The organism is Rhodanobacter sp. Col0626, assembly GCF_049994385.1.
Lineage (GTDB): Bacteria > Pseudomonadota > Gammaproteobacteria > Xanthomonadales > Rhodanobacteraceae > Rhodanobacter.
This window is the reverse complement of record NZ_CP188260.1, coordinates 2369171-2385834: the sequence shown is the minus strand read 5'-3', so window position 1 is coordinate 2385834 and position 16664 is coordinate 2369171. Positions and strand designations below refer to the sequence as shown.

Genomic DNA, 16664 nt, shown 5'->3' with positions numbered 1-16664 from the left:
TTTTTGTTGCGCTGCAGTGCGGAATATCGTCATCCGCTGCTCATCGATCGACTCAGCCGGCCTTTTTCTTCGCCAGCCGCAGCCAGGTGTCGACCACGGTATCCGGGTTCAGCGACAGTGACTCGATGCCTTGTTCCATCAGCCACTCGGCCAGGTCGGGGTGGTCGGAGGGTCCCTGGCCGCAGATGCCGATGTACTTGCCTTTGGCGCGGGCCGTCTTGATCGCCATCGCCAGCAGCTTCTTCACCGCGGGGTCGCGTTCGTCGAACAGGCTCGCGACGATGCTGGAGTCGCGATCCAGGCCCAGGGTGAGCTGGGTAAGGTCGTTCGAGCCGATCGAGAAGCCATCGAAGATGTCGAGGAATTCGTCCGCCAACAGCGCGTTCGAGGGAACCTCGCACATCATGATGACCTTGAGCTCGTGCTCGCCCTGCTTGAGGCCGTTCTTGGCCAGCACTTCGATCACCTTGCGGCCTTCGCCGAGTGTGCGCACGAACGGGATCATCACCCACACGTTGCTCAGGCCCATCACTTCACGCACGCGCTTGACTGCCTTGCACTCCAGCGCAAACGCCTCGGAGAAGCTCGGGTCGACGTAGCGGCTGGCGCCGCGGAAGCCGATCATTGGGTTTTCTTCATGCGGCTCGTAGCGCGAACCGCCGAGCAGGCCGGCGTATTCGTTCGACTTGAAGTCGGACAGACGCACGATCACCGGCTTCGGGTACACCGAGGCGGCGATGGTGGCGATGCCTTCGGCCAGGCGATCGACGTAGAACTCGACCGGGCCGGCATAACCGGCGATGCGCTCGTCGATCTTCGCCTTGGTTTCGGCGTCCTGTTTGGCGTATTCCAGCAACGCCTTCGGATGCACGCCAATGTGGCTGGCAATGATCATTTCCAGGCGGGCCAGGCCGATGCCGGCGTTCGGCAGCATGCCGAAGTCGAACGCGCGCTCGGGGTTCGCCACGTTCATCATGATCTTGAGCGGTGCCTCGGGCATGTCGCCCAGGTCGGCGGTGACGCGCTCGAACTTCAGGATGCCTTCGTAGATCGTGCCGGTGTCGCCTTCGGCGCACGACACAGTGACTTCAGCCCCGTCGGGGATCAACTCCAGCGCATTGCCGGTGCCCACCACGGCGGGCACGCCCAGCTCGCGCGCGATGATCGCCGCATGGCAGGTGCGACCGCCGCGGTTGGTGACGATCGCGGAGGCACGCTTCATCACCGGCTCCCAGTCGGGATCGGTCATGTCGGCGATCAGCACGTCACCGTTCTGCACCTTGCTCATGTCGCTCAGCGAACGGATGACGCGCGCCTTGCCGGCACCGATCTTCTGGCCGATCGAGCGGCCTTCGGCCAGTACCTTGCCCTTCTCGCTGAGGTGGAAACGTTCGAGCTGCGTGGCGTGCGATCGCGATTTAACGGTTTCCGGGCGCGCCTGCACGATGTAGATCTTGCCGGTGTGACCGTCCTTGGCCCACTCGATATCCATCGGGCGGTCGTAGTGCTTCTCGATGATCAATGACTGGCGCGCGAGCTCCTGCACATCCTCATCGTTGATGCAGAACTTGTTGCGCAGCCCGGCCGGGGTATCTTCGGTGCGCACGCGCTCGCCGGGCGCGTCGGAATAGACCATGCGCAACTGCTTGGCGCCGAGATTGCGGCGCAGGACAGCCGGCTTGCCATCGCGCAGCGTCGGCTTGAATACGTAGAATTCGTCGGGATTGACCGCGCCCTGCACGACCATTTCGCCGAGGCCATACGAGCCGGTGACGAAGACCACGTCGCGGAAGCCGGACTCGGTATCCAGCGTGAACAGCACGCCTGAGGCGCCGACGTCCGACCGCACCATCAGCTGCACACCGGCCGACAGGAACACGTCTTCGTGCTTGAAGCCCTGGTGCACGCGGTAGGCGATCGCGCGATCGTTGTAGAGCGAAGCAAAGACTTCCTTCACCTTGTGCAGTACGTCGTCGATGCCGACCACGTTGAGGAAGGTTTCCTGCTGGCCGGCGAACGACGCGTCGGGAAGATCCTCGGCCGTGGCCGAGGAACGGACCGCCACGGCGATGTCGTCGGCGCCGGCGTCCTTGCACAGTTTGATGTACGCCGCGCGGATCGCCTGCTCGAGCTCGCCGGGCAGGGCGGTATCGACGATCCAGCCACGGATCTCCTTGCCGGCCGCGACCAGGCTGTCGACATCATCGACATCGAGCGGGGCGAGCCGTTCCTGGATGCGCTTGGCCAGGCCACTCTTTTCGAGGTACTGCTGAAACGCATCGGCGGTGGTTGCAAAGCCGCCGGGTACCGAGACGCCGAGTTTAGCCAGGTTGCCGATCATCTCGCCGAGCGAGGCATTCTTGCCGCCGACCTTGCCCAGGTCAGTCATGCGCAGTTGGTCGAGCCAAAGCACCAGGTCGTTCAAGGGTGTCTCCTTAAGGAAGCTCTACGAAGCAACGGGATGGATGCGGTTCGCAGACCGCGAAAGCGGGCCGCAAAGGACTGGTATTGTCCGCTGTCGATGGTGCGAAGCACAAGAAGACCATTGCGACGCAATGTCATTCCAACGGCATACCAGTCAGCCGGCAGTCAAGCGGCGACAGTGTTTTGTGCTTGCGCTAAGGTGCAGGTAAATGCATTGCCGCGACCAGGATTCCGTATGCAGCGAACGGTTTTTTTCATCTCCGACTCCACTGGTATTACCGCGGAGACGATTGGCAACAGCATCCTGGCCCAGTTCGAGGGCGTGCGGTTCGACAAGCATCGGCTACCGTTCACCGACAACGCCCAAAAGGCGGAGATGGCGGCGCTTAGGATCAAGACCAACTATGCGCAGAGCGGGCAGCGCCCGATCGTGGTCAATACCATGGCCGAGCGGGCGCTGTGCGACATCGTCGCCGCCAGCGGCGCGTTGATGCTGGATGTGTTCGCACCGTTCATCGGCCCGCTGGAGGATGAACTGGGCGCCAAGCGTTCCGGTGCGGTCAACCGTTCGCATGGCATGGTCGACTTCGACAAGTACGAAGCGCGCATCAACGCGACCAACTATGCGCTTTCGCACGACGACGGCATCGACGTGAACTACGCCGAAGCCGACCTGATCCTGGTCGGCGTGTCACGTTCCGGCAAAACGCCGACCTGTCTCTACATGGCCTTGCATTACGGCGTCAGTGCCGCCAACTATCCGCTGACCGACGATGACCTCGAGAAGCTCGAACTGCCGGCCCGCCTGCGTCCGTACAAGGATCGGCTGTATGGCCTCACCATTGATCCGGTACGTCTGGCGCAGATCCGCGAACAGCGTCGCGCCGGCAGTCGTTATGCCACGCTGAAGCAATGCCGCTGGGAGTTGGAACAGGCCGATCGTCTGATGCGTCAGGCCGGCATTCCCAGCCTCAACACCACGCACGTGTCGATCGAGGAGATCGCGAGCAAGATTTTCGACCGCTTCGGTATCGAGCGGACCATGTTCTGATTGTCGACTGGAGTCTGCCGCCCCTCATGAGTGCCGTACTGGACAATCGCCACAGCCTGTTGCCGGGACGTTTCGAGTTCCTGATGGGGTTGTATGCGGAGAACTACCATCGGCTGACGCGCTTGTTCGCGCCGCAGCAACTGGCGCCGGGCCGCTACGTCTCCAGCGTGGATGACGGATTGAACGTGCACCTGCATGTGCAGGAATGCCATCCATACACGCTGGAGCTCGAACTCACCTACGACTTTGTCGATGCCCATACCGGCCAGCGCGCGCCGTCGGCGCAACTGCGCATGTACACCGATGCGCACGTGGCAGAGGCCATGCATTGCCACCCCGGTCGACACCTTTGGCAGGTGCTGGGTCCATTCTCACCGGTGCACACCGTATTCCAGCATCGCCTGCGCATGAACGGCTTTCTCTCCCGCTGGCTGGAATATCTTGCCGAGCAGGGTCATTCCACCGGCACGTTGACGCGTGAGGCCGAGCCGGAATGACGGGCAACAAAAAACCCGCACGGGGCGGGCTTCTTGTTTGAATAGTGGCGGAGTGGACGGGACTCGAACCCGCGACCTCCGGCGTGACAGGCCAGCATTCTAACCAACTGAACTACCACTCCGCATTTGCAACATCTTCCAGCTTTGCGGGCCAACTTGGCGTCCCCACGGGGATTCGAACCCCGGTGTCCACCGTGAAAGGGTGGTGTCCTAGGCCTCTAGACGATGGGGACAATTCAAGTTGGTGGAGCCAGGCGGGATCGAACCGCCGACCTCCTGCATGCCATGCAGGCGCTCTCCCAGCTGAGCTATGGCCCCGCCGCTGGAAGCCCGGAAGAATAGGTCCGAGTCCGATATCCGTCAAGCTTTTTTTCGGAACTGTTTGAACGATGGAGTCGATCGGATGGACCGTTGCCCGCCGATGGTCGATCGGATGTTGGGTGTGCTTCGTTTAAGCTGCATGAACCTGCGCGGACGACTGGGGAGATGGATGCACGAAATCGGTTTCATCAAGGATCTTGCCGTGGTGATGCTGATCGCCGGCGCCACCACGATCCTGTTTCAGCGCATGCGTCAGCCTGTGTTGCTGGGTTACATCCTTGCCGGCGTGCTGATCGGTCCGCATACGCCCGGCACGCTGGTCGCCGATCCGCGTGCCATCGATGACATTTCCAACCTGGGCGTGGTGTTGCTGATGTTCACGCTGGGCTTGGAATTCAGCGTGCGCAAGTTGCGCGAGGTCGGCGTCGGCGTGCTGGCGGTGGCGGTGGGTGAGGTGGGTCTGATGCTGTGGCTGGGTTTCAGCATCGGCCAGTTGTTCGGCTGGACCGGCATGGACGCGCTGTTTCTGGGCGCGGCCGTCTCGCTATCGTCGACCATGGTGGCTACCCGCACGCTGGCGGAGAACGGACAGCGGTACCAGCCGTTTGCCCAATTGGTGGTCGGCTTGCTGGTGGCCGAGGATATGTTGACCATCGTCATGCTCACCCTGTTGACCGCCGTGGCGATTGGCGGTTCGGTACAGGCTGAGACGGCGCTCACGCTGATCGGCCATTTGGGTCTTTTCGTGGTGGTCGGCATGGTTCTTGGTCTTTTGTTGCTGCCCCGATTGGTGGATTACGTGGCCGGTTTCGGCCGCGATGAAACCTTGCTGGTCAGTGTCCTGGGTATCTGTTTTGGCGCAAGCCTGCTGGCGGCGTGGATGGGTTTCAGTGTGGCGCTTGGCGCATTTCTCGCTGGCGCGGTGGTGGCCGAGGCACGCAGCGTCGGTCGTGTATTGCATCTGGTGGAACCGTTACGCGACATGTTCGCTGCGCTGTTTTTCGTGGCGATCGGCCTGAAGATCGATCCGGCCATGTTGTTGCAGTACGCATTGCCGGCGCTGGCAATAGCTGCAGTGGTGATCGCGGGTAAAACGCTGGCGTGCAGCCTGGGTATTTTCGTGGTGGGACACGACGCACGTACTTCGTTGCGGTCCGGCCTGGGCATGGCACAGATCGGCGAGTTCTCGTTTGTCATCGCCACGCTCGGCCTTTCGCTTGGGGTGATCAGCGACTTCATCTACCCGATCACCGTGGCGGTGTCGGTGTTGTGCATGGCGGCTTCGCCGTACCTGAACCGTTCCGCGGACGGGCTGGCTACCGGTTTGCGCCGGGTGACCCCGCGCTCGATGCGTGTGCTGGCCACCAGCTACAGCGGCTGGCTGGAAAATCTGAAACCGGTCAACGAAAACGCCGCGCTGGCGGCGATCTTCCGGCGCCTGCTTTGGCACATAGGGATCAACGTGCTGCTGGTGGTGGCGCTGTTCGTGCTCGGCGCCTACGTCAATGCCCATAACTGGAGCTGGTTCTCGATGTTCGGCATCGAGCGCGATTTGCGCCATACGCTGATCTGGGCGTGTGCGCTATTCCTGTCCCTGCCGATGTTGATCGCTGTGTACCGCAAGGCTGGCGCGTTGGGCATGTTGCTGGCGGAGATCGGCATACGTGAGCGTTTTGCCGGTTCATATACGCAGCCCATGCGCAACGTACTGGCTCGTATCATTCCACTGGCCACCCTGCTGGCGCTGGGTTTGCTGGTCAGCGCGCTGGGTTCGGCCATTCTGCCGCCACGCGGTATCGCGTTGTCGCTGATCGTGCTTGGCGTGGTTCTGGCGGTGGTGTTGTGGCGCAGCCTGGTTCACATGCATGCGCGGTTGCAGGCAGCGCTGAAGGAGACCCTGGACAAACCGGAGCCCCCCGTCGATGGTTCCGGGCCGGTTTGAGCAACCGGAACCGGTTCACTGAACCTTTATCTCGATGAACGGTCGTAGGTTGGGATCGTTGCCAAGACCGGGCGGGCACCGCACAATGCGGGGCCTGCCTCCATCGGGGAGGCCCGGTTGGCAACGCCGGCATATCCAATATACGAGGGAGTGACAAATGAAGCATTTTCTGCGTCCCACGCTGACGGCGGTCGCGATGGCCGTTGCGCTGGGCATGACGGCGGGCGTTAGCGCCCAGACGGCCAAGTCCGGCGCTGCCGGTACTGTCGACAAAGCCAAGGCCAGCTATGTAGTGGGTTGGGAAATTGCTTCCCAGGTTCCGCCGATCATGCGTGAAGAGCTGGACCCGAATGCCGTGGCCAATGCAGTCAAGGCTGCACTGTCCGGTCAGAAGCCGACCATGAGCGATGCCGAAGCCAAGCAGGTGCATGACGCCTTCATGGCCAAGATCCAGAGCAAGTACAAGGTCGAAATGACCAAGCTCGGCGCGAAGAACAAGGCCGAGGGCGATGCTTTCCTGGCCAAGAACAAGAGCGCTGCCGGCGTGAAGACCACGGCCTCCGGCCTGCAGTACCAGGTGGTCAGCCAGGGTACCGGTGCGCGTCCGGGTCCGAACGATACGGTCGAGATCAACTACACCGGCAGCTTCGTCGACGGCCAGGTGTTCGATGCTTCGGCCAAGCATCCGGGTGGCGGCGCAGCCAAGATTCCGCTGGCTGGCGTGATTCCGGGTTTCCGCGAAGGCCTGCAGTTGATGCAGACGGGTGGTCACTACAAGTTGTTCATCCCGTCGTCGCTGGCCTACGGTGCAGAGCCGCAGCCGCCGATGCCGCCGAATGCCACGCTGATTTTCGACGTGACCCTGGTCAAGACTGGCCCGACACCGGCTGGCGCAGCGGCTCCGGCCGGACAGCCTGGTCAGTAAGGAGTAACCGCTGCGGAAACGGTCCCACGACCCGCGGCAATCCAGAAGGGCGCGAAGCGATTCGCGCCCTTCTGCTTTTCGGTGTTGGGGGAGTGGTGCCGCCGGCGGTTAGAATAAGCGGCTCACGCCCACGGGAATCGTTGCAGCGATGATGAAAGTCACAATTTTCGGCACGGGTTATGTCGGGCTGGTCACCGGCGCCTGTCTGGCTGAAATGGGTAACCACGTGTTGTGCGTCGATATCGACGCACACAAGGTCGAGCGCCTGAAACGCGGCGAAATCCCCATTTACGAACCCGGTCTCGAATCGATCGTGCGACGCAACCACGACGGTGGGCGTCTGGATTTCACCACCGAAGCGGCACCAGCGATCGCGCATGCTGAACTGATCTTCATTGCCGTCGGGACACCCCCGGACGAAGACGGCAGTGCGGACCTGAAATATGTGTTGGCGGTGGCCAGGACCATTGGCCAGCATCTGGACCGCTACGCGGTCGTGGTGAACAAGTCGACCGTGCCGGTGGGGACCGCCGATCGTGTACGCGAGGCGGTTGCTGTCGAATTGGCGGCGCGTAATGCCAGCGTCGAGTTCGATGTCGTATCCAATCCAGAATTTCTGAAAGAAGGCGCGGCGGTGGACGACTGCCTGCGCCCGGACCGGATCATCGTCGGCGCGTCCAGCGAACGCGCGGTGGCGGTTCTGCGCAAGCTGTATGCACCGTTCAACCGCAATCACGAACGCATGGTGGTGATGGACGAGCGCTCGGCCGAGCTGACCAAGTACGCGGCCAACGCGATGCTGGCGACCAAGATCAGTTTCATGAACGAGATCGCGAACATCGCCGAACGCGTCGGTGCCGATGTGGAACTGGTGCGCCAGGGCATCGGCGCGGATCCGCGGATCGGCTATCACTTCATCTATCCCGGCGCCGGGTACGGCGGTTCGTGTTTTCCGAAGGACGTGCAGGCGTTGGAACGCACTGCGCACGGATACGGTTACAACGCGCTCCTGCTGGGGGCTGTCGAAGCGGTCAACCGGCAGCAGAAAGACAAACTGTTCGAATTGATTTCGCGTCATTTCCATGGCGAACTTGCCGGCAAGACGGTGGCGGTGTGGGGGCTGGCGTTCAAGCCAAACACCGATGACATGCGTGAAGCGCCGAGCCGACAACTGATGGATGCCCTGTGGAGCGCCGGGGCGAAAGTGCGCGCGTTTGATCCGGAAGCACGTGAAGAGGCGCATCGGTTGTATGGCGAACGCGATGACCTGGTGCTGTGCGAAAGCACCAGCGAGGCGTTGCAGGGTGCGGATGTGCTGGCTGTGGTCACCGAGTGGAAGGCATTCCGCAGCCCGGATTTTGCGGGTATTCGCGCCGCGCTGGCGGAACCGGCGATCTTCGACGGACGCAACCTGTACGATCCTGCCGTGGTGGAAGAGGCGGGCCTGGCCTATTACGGCATCGGCCGTGGCCGCAGCCTGCGGATGCCCCGATGAACCCGTCGCACGACGCGTTGGCACAGCGGCTCGATGAAATGGAGGTCAAGCTGACCTTCATCGATGAGGCGGTGCAGGGGCTGACCACGGCGGATGCCGACCAGTCCCAACGGATTGCCGCCCTGGAGCGCGCGTTGCGCGACCTGCGCGGCGAGATGGCATCGATGCGCGTGGGACAAGCGGACGATCCGCACAACGAACCGCCGCCGCCACATTACTGATTCATCCATACCCGATCCCGACCACGGAACATCAACATGGCCGATTCCCTGCGCGATCAGCTGCTCAAGAGCGGCATCGTCAAACAGGTTCAACAAGACCGCGTGCGTGAACAGAAGCGTCCAGCGCCGCCGTCCGGCAAACCCGCGCGCAAGGGCGGCAAGCCGCACGCGTCGTCACCTGCTTCACGCCCTGCCAGGAGCCAGGAAGAGATCGATCTGGCCAAGGCCTACGCGATCAGGGCACAGACCGAAGCGCGCGAGCGCAAGCAGGTCGAGCAGGAAGCGGCGGAACAGGCCCGGTTACGCCGCGAGCGCAAGTTGAAAATCCAGCGACTGCTGGATGGCAAGACGTTGAACAAGGCCGAGGCGGATCATCCACGCAATTTCGAGTACGGCGGCAAGATCCGTCGCGTGCACGTCGATGGCGCGCAACTGGCCGCGCTCAACGCCGGCGAACTGGGCGTGGTTCAGCAGGCGGGCCGTTATCTGCTGGTCAGTCGCGACATTGCCGAGCAGGTGCGCGCCATTGATGCTCATCAACTGGCGCTGCTGGTCGATCCCGCGGCAGGCGGCGTAGGCGACGATGGCGTGCCCGACGATCTGATGTGGTGATCGCGGCGGGTTCCCGCCTGAAGTTCAGGACGACGGATAAAAAATGCCCGGCACATGCCGGGCATTTTTATGGGCGACCGCGGCGTGGGATCAGGCGGCCGGTGCAGCTGGCAGCTCGAGACCACTTTGCGCCAGGGCGGGGTGGTCCCAACCATTCTTGGGCTTGAAGCGATCCCCATAACGCTGGGCCAGCTGATCGAGTTTTGCCTTGAGCTTGTCGACTCCTTCCGTGCGCGCGTACTGGATCGGGCCGCCGCGGAAGGGCGCGAAGCCGGTGCCGAAGATCACGCCCGCGTCGAGCAGGTCGGCATCGTCGACGACGCCGTCGGCGAGGCAGGCGATAGCCTCGTTGACCATCGGCAGAATCATCCGTTCCTGCAGGTCCGGCGGGGTCACGTAGTCCTTGTCGATCTCGGGCTTTTGCGGCTTGCCATCCTGCCAGACGTACAGGCCCTGGCCATCCTTCTTGCCGCGCTTGCCCGCCTCGAGCTTCTCGTCCAGCCCCGGGGGCACCTCCAGCCCAAGGAATGGCGCCAGTTCCTTGCCGACCGAAGCGCAGACGTCCAGACCGACCGTGTCGGCCAGTTCGATCGGTCCCATCGGCATGCCGAACTTCTTTGCTTCGCGGTCCAGCACCGGCCCAGGTACGCCTTCGCTGTACAAGCGCATGGCCTCCAGCAGATACGGCATTAGAATGCGGTTGACCAGGAAACCCGGTGTCCCCTTGACCGCCACCGGCAGCTTCCCGATCGCCTTGCAGAACGCCAGCGCGCGCTTCTCGATGGCCGGGTCGAGCTGGTCGTGCCGGACCACCTCGACCAGCGGCATCTGCGCCACGGGATTGAAGAAGTGCAGTCCGAGGAAGCGCCGCGGCGCCTTCAGGCCTTCACGCAACTGGTCCAGCGGAATGCTGGAGGTATTGGTGGCGAGAATCTCATCGGCCTGGAATTGCGGTTCGATCTTGCCGTACAGTTCGCGCTTGGCATCGGCATTCTCGTAAATGGCCTCGATCGCCAGATCCGCCGAAGCGACTCCGCTCCCTTCGACGTCCGCGCGCAGGCGACGGACGGTGGCCTCGATCTTTTCCGGAGTCTTGAGTTTTTTCTCGTAAAGCTGGCGGGCCCGGTCCAGCGCAGGCTGGATGAACTTCATTTCGCGATCCTGCAGGGTCACCTCGAAGCCCTTGAACGCGGCCCAGGCGGCAATGTCGCCGCCCATCACACCCGCACCAACCACATGCACATGCTTGATGCCCGGATCGGTGCCGCCGCCCTGGCCCTTCAGGCGCTCCTGCAGGAAGAAGATGCGGATCAGGTTCTGCGCGGTAGGCGTCTTCGCCAGCTTTGCCACCGAACGCGCCTCGATCTTCAGCCGCTGCTGGATACCGGAGCCACCGCGCTTCCACACATCGATCATCGCGAACGGCGCGGGATAATGCTCCTTGCGGACTTTCGCGGCGGTCTGTTTCAGCACCACCGGTGCCAGAATCTGGCGTGCCAGCCAGGTATTGGTCGCCCAGGCCTTGGCGCGGCGCGCGAACGGGCGCGGCGCGGCGTGGCGCAGTAGCAGGCGCGCTTCGGTCAGCAGTTCTTCCGAACGGGCCAGCCGGTCGACCACGCCAAGGCTCAACGCGCGTTTGGCCGACAGCGCGCGACCGGTCAGCATCACCGGCAATGCTTCGGTCGCACCAATCAGGCGCGGCAGGCGCGCCGTGCCGCCCCAGCCGGGATGGATGCCAAGCATCACCTCAGGCAAGGCGATGCGGGTCTTGTCATCGTCGGCGGCGATGCGCTGGCGGCAGGCCAGGATAAGTTCGGTGCCGCCGCCCATGCAGGCACCGTGCACGGCAGCCACGGTGGGGCAGGGCAGGCGCGCCAACGATTCATACACCCGCTGGCCGTGCTCGATGTTTTCCAGCACGGTGTCGTGCCTGGCGTATTCGACGAACTCCTTGATGTCGGCACCCACCGCGAAACCCGAAGGCTTGGCCGAATGGATGATGACGCCGGCAGGTTTGTCGATCGCCAGTCGTTCGACGATCTGTTCGAGTTCGTCCAGCACCGCGCGGGAAATCGCATTGACGCTGCTGCCGACGCGATCGAGGGTCAGCGTGACAATGCCGTCGTCGCCTTCGCTGGTCTTCCAGTGGTTGAAGCGCAATCCTTCGAACATGGGGATACAGGCGTGGTGGAGGAGGTCTGAACCATACCGTTCTGACGTCTTGATTGCGAGATGTGACCGACTCGCTTGACCGACCCATGAAGCCGGTGTGAAATCGGATGAGGTTCGAAGAACCGGCCGGCGGGACCGGTCAGACAGGGCGGCGGCCACGTCACGGCTGTCGGACGGGACAACGGAATGATTCATCGTGCTTCAATGGGCCACGCAATCGCCGGGTACGCCCGACCAGCGCGTAGTCAGCCATCGGCGAACCAGAGTTGATCCCTGGTGCCGTTTTCGAAACTGCAGCACAGGGACGCAATGACTTCCGCAATGGCCTCCGCTCCACCGCAAGCCGGCGCCGAGATTTTCGAGCGGATTCTGGCTGCCCCCAGTGGCCTGGTTTTGCTGGACAGCAAGGACGTCCATGCGCTGATCGATCAGTTCCGCGCGATCGCGCGACATACCGGGCAGGCGATCTATCTGTGGCAACCCGATACCGGGCTGGGCAGCCTGCGCGACCTCCACGTGCGGGTGCCGGACTGTCAGCGGCTGGGCAATGCCCTGCGCTACATGCAGCAAAGCATGCACTTCGGTGTCTATTTCCTGTTCGGGCTGGAGCTGCCGTTGTCGGCGATGGACGCCACCTTGCTGCGTCAACTCGCTCGCGCGCCGAAGGAGCATTTGCGGCGCGTCGTACTGATCGATGCACCCGCAGCGCTGACTGACCATCTGGGCGAGCTGGCCACCCAGTTGGACGGAAAGGACAGCCAGCCGCTGCGCTTGCGCCTGCGTGATGGCCGCTGGTTGGTTTGAGACAGGAACGCAGATGAATTCCGGGATCCTGGTGGTTGCCGCCCAGCGTGAATTGCGCCGCGGCCTGTTCGACGCGCTCGATCAGGCGGGTTATCCGCAGATCCACAGCGCGCGCGATGTTCCACACGCTGCGATCCTGCTGGAAGGCCGCCCGCCGCTGCCTCCACTGCAATTGATCGTGGTCGTGCTGACTGGCGACGAACAGCAGGCACGCCACAGTTGCGAACAATTGCGGCGCCTGCCTGGTGGTGCCGATACACCGCTGATCGCGGTGCTGGCCGAAGAGGCCACGCTCAATCCTGCCGACCTGCCGATGGGGGTTTCCGACTGGCTATCCGCCAGCCGGATCGGCAGCGAGCTGGTGGCGCGCTGGCGGGGTTCGCAGGGCGGTCGTCGGGGGCCGCGCCAGACCGCCGCGTCAGCCGACGGTGCCCAGGAGGATTACCGCTACGTCTTCGAGGAAGGAGATGTTGAATGGCTGATTGCCGATGCCGAGACTCATCGCCTGCTGGAAGTCAGCCCCACCGTCGCGCGACACAGCCGCCTGCATGCCAGCCAGTGGGAGGGCTTGCCGCTGTCGCAGGTCCTGCGGTTCGAAGGCATTCCCCTCGCACGGGTGCTGGCTGACGCCGATCGCGGCTGGTATCCATGCCAGCGCAAGTCCGCACAGGGCGTCGACACCGGTCAAGCCAGTGTGCGGCACATACGGCAAGGTGGACGTGATGCGCTGGCGTTGATGTTCCGCAGCGACCGTGCAGACCTTCGGGCGGAAGCCGCCCTGTCGCTGCTTTCGCGCATCTTTGCCTCAACCAGTGGCGTGGATGCACAGGTCGCGGCGGGGCGCATGCTGTTCGACGAGCTGGGCCTGGACTACCTCGCCGTCTGGTCGGCGCGTCGGGACGGCGCCGATGCGCCGACCCAGCTGCTGCAACTCTGGAATGGCGAGAATCCGGTCTGGCCTCCGGCGCAATTGCAGAGCTCGCTGCAACTGGTGCTGGGCGGAAAGTCCATCCTGTACCGGACCGATGCGAAGCGGTTGGCGTCGATCGATCCGTTGTTGCAACAGCTGGATCTGACCGGTTTCGCAGGCTTGCCGTTGCACGACGAACGCCACACCGTACTTGGCGCCATGCTGGCCGGCAGCCACAAGGGTTTCGGCGAGATGGGCATCATCGAGCCGGTATTGCGCTGTGCCGCGGCGCGTTTTGCGCAGATGCTGGAGCTGGGTCGTACCCGCGAGCAGGGCCGCGCAGAAGGTTTGGTCGACGCGCTGACCGGCCTGCCGAACCGGTTGCTGTTCAACGACCGGCTGGACACGATCATCCGCGAGGCGACCCGCAACGGCGAATGCTTCGCCGTGCTGTTTGTCGACCTCGACCGTTTCAAGGCGATCAACGACACCTATGGCCATGCTGCCGGCGATCAGGTGCTGCGCACGGTGACCCAGCGCCTGTGCGGCAGTATCCGTGCCTCCGACACGGTGGCCCGTTATGCCGGCGACGAATTCACCATCGTGCTGCGGCACATCGTGAAGAACGACGATGTACTGCGCGTGGCCGAGAAGATCGTCCAGGTGATGGAGACGCCGCTATACCTCGATGACGGCACCGAATTGCAGGTGACCACGTCGATGGGCTTGAGCTTCTTCCCCGACGACGCCGGCGACGCGCAAACCCTGCTCAAGCATGCCGACGAGGCGATGTACGCCGCCAAGCACCTGGGTCGCAACAATTTCCAGATCTACGAAGTGAGCCCGGAGTACGCCCAGGAACATGGCATGGCGCTGAAGTCACGGCTACGGCATGCCGAGGGCAACGGCGAGCTGCGTGTGGTTTACCAGCCACAGGTCAACACCGGTACCGAAGACATCGTGGGCATGGAAGCGCTGGTGCGCTGGGAACATCCCGAGCTGGGCATGATCAGCCCGGCGGTTTTCATTCCGCTGGCCGAGGAAAGCGGCCTGATTGTCTCGATCGGCGAATGGGTGATGCGCACCGCCTGCCGTCAGGCCAAGGAATGGGAGCAGCGTTACGGCCTGCGCCTGCGCCTTGGCGTGAACCTCTCCGCCGTACAGTTGATGGAGCCACAGCTGCTCGATACCGTGACCGCCGTCTTGCGTGAAACCGGTCTGGATCCGACCTTGCTGGAGATGGAAATCACCGAAAGCATCAGCATCAAGGCCGCGCCCAACCTGGTGGAGAACCTGCACGCGCTGCATAAACTGGGCTGCCATATCGCCATCGACGACTTCGGCACCGGGGCGGCCTCGTTGGACTACCTGCGCCGGCTGCCTGCTGATCGCATCAAGATCGACCAGAGCTTCGTGCGCAACATCGGGGTGGATCCCGACGACGAGGCGATCGTGCGAGCCACCATCGAAATGGCGCACCGGCTGAATCGCACCGTGGTGGCCGAGGGCGTCGAGATCGAGCAACACCTGCAGTTCCTGCGGGCGCACGATTGCGACGAATTGCAGGGCTACCTGTTCTGCCGCCCACTGCAACCGATCAGCTTCGACAAACTGTTGGCCGAGCGGCAACGGTTGCTGGAAGGACGCGTCGCCGAGCCGGCTTGAGCCACCGGCAGGTGACCCCATAACTGGCGTTGGTCCATGCCGGAAGGGATCCCGGCCGGGCATGACAACCTGCCAACGGTCCGTGCGTTAAGGTTGGAAGTACCCACGCAAGCTGAACTTGGGCGCCCGACTGTGGTCAGAGCGCCGCGTTCAGTTCAAAAACAAGCTTCCGCAGCGGATGACGGCATTGACGACGGATACGGCCCGGATGGGCGAAAACGAACTGGATCGTGCGCTGGTCGAGCGTGTCCAGCAAGGAGACAAACAGGCCTTCGATCTGCTGGTGCGCAAATACCAGCACAAGGTGATCGGCCTGGTTTCGCGTTATGTGAGAAGTCATGCGGAGTGCGAGGACATCGCACAGGAATCGTTTATCCGCGCCTGGCGGGCGATTGGCTCGTTCCGCGGTGACAGCGCGTTCTATACCTGGTTGTACAAGATCGCGGTAAACACCGCCAAGAACCACCTGGTCGCGATGGGGCGTCGTCCGCCGGCAGGTGACATCGACGCCGACGATGCCGAGTTCATGGCTGGGGCCGAGCGCATGCATGACAGCGCCACGCCCGAACGCGAACTGATGCGTCAGGAAATTGAACAATCGGTGTTTTCCACTGTCCAAGCGTTGCCCGAAGAGCTGCGGACAGCCATTACGCTGCGCGAAGTGGATGGCCTCAGCTACGATGAAATCGCCGAAGCGATGGGCTGCCCGATTGGTACGGTGCGTTCGCGTATCTTCCGGGCACGCGAAGCGATTGACGAGAAGCTGCGGCCCCTGTTGTCGGACCGCTGAGGATCAGACATGAATCAGGCAGGCATGAATCAGGACACCGCGGAGAGTCTTTCCGCCGGCATCGATGGCGAGTTGTCGAAGGAGCAGCTGCGTTTTTTGCTGCGCCGACTCGACCACGACGCCTCGCTGCAACAGACATGGGCTCGTTATCACATCGCGCGCGACAGCCTGCGCCGGCAACTGCCGCCGATGGCTCCCACCGGGTTTGCCGGTCGCGTGATGCTGGCGATCGGGCAGGAATCCAAACCGGCAGGCACCGTTCGTCGCAACCACTGGCTACGCTGGTCGACCGGCGGTGCGATTGCCGCCAGCGTGGCGGCGGCCGCGCTGATGATCGGCCAGCCAACGGGTGATGCCGAACGCAGCATCACGACGGCAGCCGCCTCCCGGCCAACCGGGGTGATCGCCGCCACCACCTCGTCGACAGATAAACCGACATCCCCTGCCGCCGTACCGCCGTGGCTGAGCGGAAATTCGGCCGGGTTGCTCAGTCAGCAGGCTTCGGCCACGCTGGGTTCGCCGTTCGGCCCGAACCAGTCGGGGTATTCGCGACGCATGGCAGGTTATCCGCCGATGCATCGCTACCGGACGCTCGACAACAACGACGGCAGCTACCTGTTGTTGCTGGACCCAGAGCAACAGGTTGCGCCGGACAACTCGCGTCGGGCCGCCGTCGGGCAGTAAGTGGCATCCGCGTGTAACCCCCGCGGCCGTTACTACCAACATTTTTGCCTCCTTCCGATGCCGCCAAGGATCGGAGGACGGCATGTGCCTGGCGCTTTGGCGGTCTGCACCAACTGAACCCCACTACATCCAGCCTGATGCCTTCCAGGCT

The 16664-nt window shown here is 63.1% G+C and carries 13 protein-coding genes and 3 tRNA genes; 11 read left to right on the top strand and 5 right to left on the bottom strand.

Going from position 1 to position 16664, the window contains the following annotated elements:
• Positions 1 to 52: 52 nt before the first annotated feature.
• Complete coding sequence (gene ppsA / locus ACPPVV_RS10145) at positions 53 to 2425, bottom strand: phosphoenolpyruvate synthase (RefSeq protein ID WP_426699779.1); 2373 nt, start codon at positions 2423 to 2425, stop codon at positions 53 to 55.
• Between the two features lie 234 nt (positions 2426 to 2659).
• Between ppsA and ppsR the strand changes: the two genes are divergently transcribed.
• Both ppsR and ACPPVV_RS10135 read left to right on the top strand, forming a co-directional pair.
• Positions 2660 to 3475: a posphoenolpyruvate synthetase regulatory kinase/phosphorylase PpsR gene (gene ppsR / locus ACPPVV_RS10140; protein WP_426699778.1), complete on the top strand. Its 816-nt coding sequence runs from the start codon at positions 2660 to 2662 to the stop codon at positions 3473 to 3475.
• 26 nt (positions 3476 to 3501) lie between these two features.
• Positions 3502 to 3972, top strand: a complete 471-nt coding sequence (locus ACPPVV_RS10135; protein WP_426699777.1) for a DUF1249 domain-containing protein — start codon at positions 3502 to 3504, stop codon at positions 3970 to 3972.
• A gap of 45 nt (positions 3973 to 4017) precedes the next feature.
• Here ACPPVV_RS10135 and ACPPVV_RS10130 read toward each other — a convergent pair.
• The 3 genes from ACPPVV_RS10130 to ACPPVV_RS10120 all read right to left on the bottom strand — a co-directional run bounded on the left by ACPPVV_RS10130 (position 4018) and on the right by ACPPVV_RS10120 (position 4290).
• Positions 4018 to 4094: transfer RNA gene (locus ACPPVV_RS10130), tRNA-Asp, on the bottom strand.
• Positions 4095 to 4129: 35 nt separating this feature from the next.
• A tRNA-Glu gene (locus ACPPVV_RS10125) sits at positions 4130 to 4205 on the bottom strand.
• Positions 4206 to 4214: 9 nt separating this feature from the next.
• Positions 4215 to 4290, bottom strand: a tRNA-Ala gene (locus tag ACPPVV_RS10120).
• 172 nt (positions 4291 to 4462) lie between these two features.
• On the opposite strand from ACPPVV_RS10120, the gene ACPPVV_RS10115 reads away from it, so the two are divergent.
• The 5 genes from ACPPVV_RS10115 (at position 4463) to ACPPVV_RS10095 (ending at position 9488) form a co-directional block, all read left to right on the top strand.
• A complete protein-coding gene (locus ACPPVV_RS10115) occupies positions 4463 to 6235 on the top strand; it encodes a cation:proton antiporter (RefSeq protein WP_426699776.1) in 1773 nt (590 codons plus the stop codon).
• Between the two features lie 157 nt (positions 6236 to 6392).
• Positions 6393 to 7160, top strand: coding sequence for an FKBP-type peptidyl-prolyl cis-trans isomerase N-terminal domain-containing protein (locus tag ACPPVV_RS10110; protein WP_426699775.1), 768 nt, complete (start codon positions 6393 to 6395; stop codon positions 7158 to 7160).
• 151 nt (positions 7161 to 7311) lie between these two features.
• Positions 7312 to 8655: a UDP-glucose dehydrogenase family protein gene (locus ACPPVV_RS10105; protein WP_426703213.1), complete on the top strand. Its 1344-nt coding sequence runs from the start codon at positions 7312 to 7314 to the stop codon at positions 8653 to 8655.
• The gene (locus ACPPVV_RS10100; protein ID WP_426699774.1) at positions 8652 to 8876 is read left to right on the top strand and encodes a SlyX family protein; all 225 of its coding nucleotides are present in this window, start codon (positions 8652 to 8654) and stop codon (positions 8874 to 8876) included. The genes ACPPVV_RS10105 and ACPPVV_RS10100 overlap by 4 nt, the downstream gene beginning before the upstream one ends.
• Before the next feature lie 36 nt (positions 8877 to 8912).
• Positions 8913 to 9488 carry a DUF2058 domain-containing protein gene (locus ACPPVV_RS10095; RefSeq protein WP_426699773.1) on the top strand — a complete coding sequence of 192 codons (576 nt, stop codon included), beginning with the start codon at positions 8913 to 8915 and terminating at the stop codon, positions 9486 to 9488.
• A gap of 90 nt (positions 9489 to 9578) precedes the next feature.
• Here the strand turns inward: ACPPVV_RS10095 and ACPPVV_RS10090 are convergent, their stop codons facing one another.
• The gene (locus ACPPVV_RS10090) at positions 9579 to 11660 is read right to left on the bottom strand and encodes a 3-hydroxyacyl-CoA dehydrogenase NAD-binding domain-containing protein (protein WP_426699772.1); all 2082 of its coding nucleotides are present in this window, start codon (positions 11658 to 11660) and stop codon (positions 9579 to 9581) included.
• Between the two features lie 309 nt (positions 11661 to 11969).
• Here ACPPVV_RS10090 and ACPPVV_RS10085 point away from each other — a divergent pair, with 309 nt between their 5' ends.
• From ACPPVV_RS10085 to ACPPVV_RS10070, 4 genes are all read left to right on the top strand, one after another.
• Positions 11970 to 12464 (top strand): hypothetical protein, encoded by a 495-nt coding sequence (locus ACPPVV_RS10085; RefSeq protein WP_426699771.1) that lies wholly within the window; start codon positions 11970 to 11972, stop codon positions 12462 to 12464.
• A 13-nt stretch (positions 12465 to 12477) separates the two neighbouring features.
• Positions 12478 to 15039 (top strand): EAL domain-containing protein, encoded by a 2562-nt coding sequence (locus ACPPVV_RS10080; RefSeq protein WP_426699770.1) that lies wholly within the window; start codon positions 12478 to 12480, stop codon positions 15037 to 15039.
• 208 nt (positions 15040 to 15247) lie between these two features.
• Positions 15248 to 15829, top strand: a complete 582-nt coding sequence (gene rpoE, locus ACPPVV_RS10075) for an RNA polymerase sigma factor RpoE (RefSeq protein ID WP_426703212.1) — start codon at positions 15248 to 15250, stop codon at positions 15827 to 15829.
• Positions 15830 to 15838: 9 nt separating this feature from the next.
• On the top strand, positions 15839 to 16513 hold the full coding sequence (locus tag ACPPVV_RS10070) for a sigma-E factor negative regulatory protein (RefSeq protein WP_426699769.1): 675 nt from the start codon (positions 15839 to 15841) through the stop codon (positions 16511 to 16513).
• Positions 16514 to 16664: the final 151 nt, after the last annotated feature.

Bases quoted from the DNA above. Each gene is read 5' to 3' on its own strand.
- ppsR (WP_426699778.1), top strand. From the start codon at position 2,660: ATGCAGCGAACGGTTTTTTTCATCTCCGACTCCACTGGTATTACCGCG.
- ACPPVV_RS10135 (WP_426699777.1), top strand. From the start codon at position 3,502: ATGAGTGCCGTACTGGACAATCGCCACAGCCTGTTGCCGGGACGTTTC.
- ACPPVV_RS10115 (WP_426699776.1), top strand. From the start codon at position 4,463: ATGCACGAAATCGGTTTCATCAAGGATCTTGCCGTGGTGATGCTGATC.
- ACPPVV_RS10110 (WP_426699775.1), top strand. From the start codon at position 6,393: ATGAAGCATTTTCTGCGTCCCACGCTGACGGCGGTCGCGATGGCCGTT.
- ACPPVV_RS10105 (WP_426703213.1), top strand. From the start codon at position 7,312: ATGAAAGTCACAATTTTCGGCACGGGTTATGTCGGGCTGGTCACCGGC.
- ACPPVV_RS10100 (WP_426699774.1), top strand. From the start codon at position 8,652: ATGAACCCGTCGCACGACGCGTTGGCACAGCGGCTCGATGAAATGGAG.
- ACPPVV_RS10095 (WP_426699773.1), top strand. From the start codon at position 8,913: ATGGCCGATTCCCTGCGCGATCAGCTGCTCAAGAGCGGCATCGTCAAA.
- ACPPVV_RS10090 (WP_426699772.1), bottom strand. From the start codon at position 11,660: ATGTTCGAAGGATTGCGCTTCAACCACTGGAAGACCAGCGAAGGCGAC.
- ACPPVV_RS10085 (WP_426699771.1), top strand. From the start codon at position 11,970: ATGACTTCCGCAATGGCCTCCGCTCCACCGCAAGCCGGCGCCGAGATT.
- ACPPVV_RS10080 (WP_426699770.1), top strand. From the start codon at position 12,478: ATGAATTCCGGGATCCTGGTGGTTGCCGCCCAGCGTGAATTGCGCCGC.
- rpoE (WP_426703212.1), top strand. From the start codon at position 15,248: ATGGGCGAAAACGAACTGGATCGTGCGCTGGTCGAGCGTGTCCAGCAA.
- ACPPVV_RS10070 (WP_426699769.1), top strand. From the start codon at position 15,839: ATGAATCAGGCAGGCATGAATCAGGACACCGCGGAGAGTCTTTCCGCC.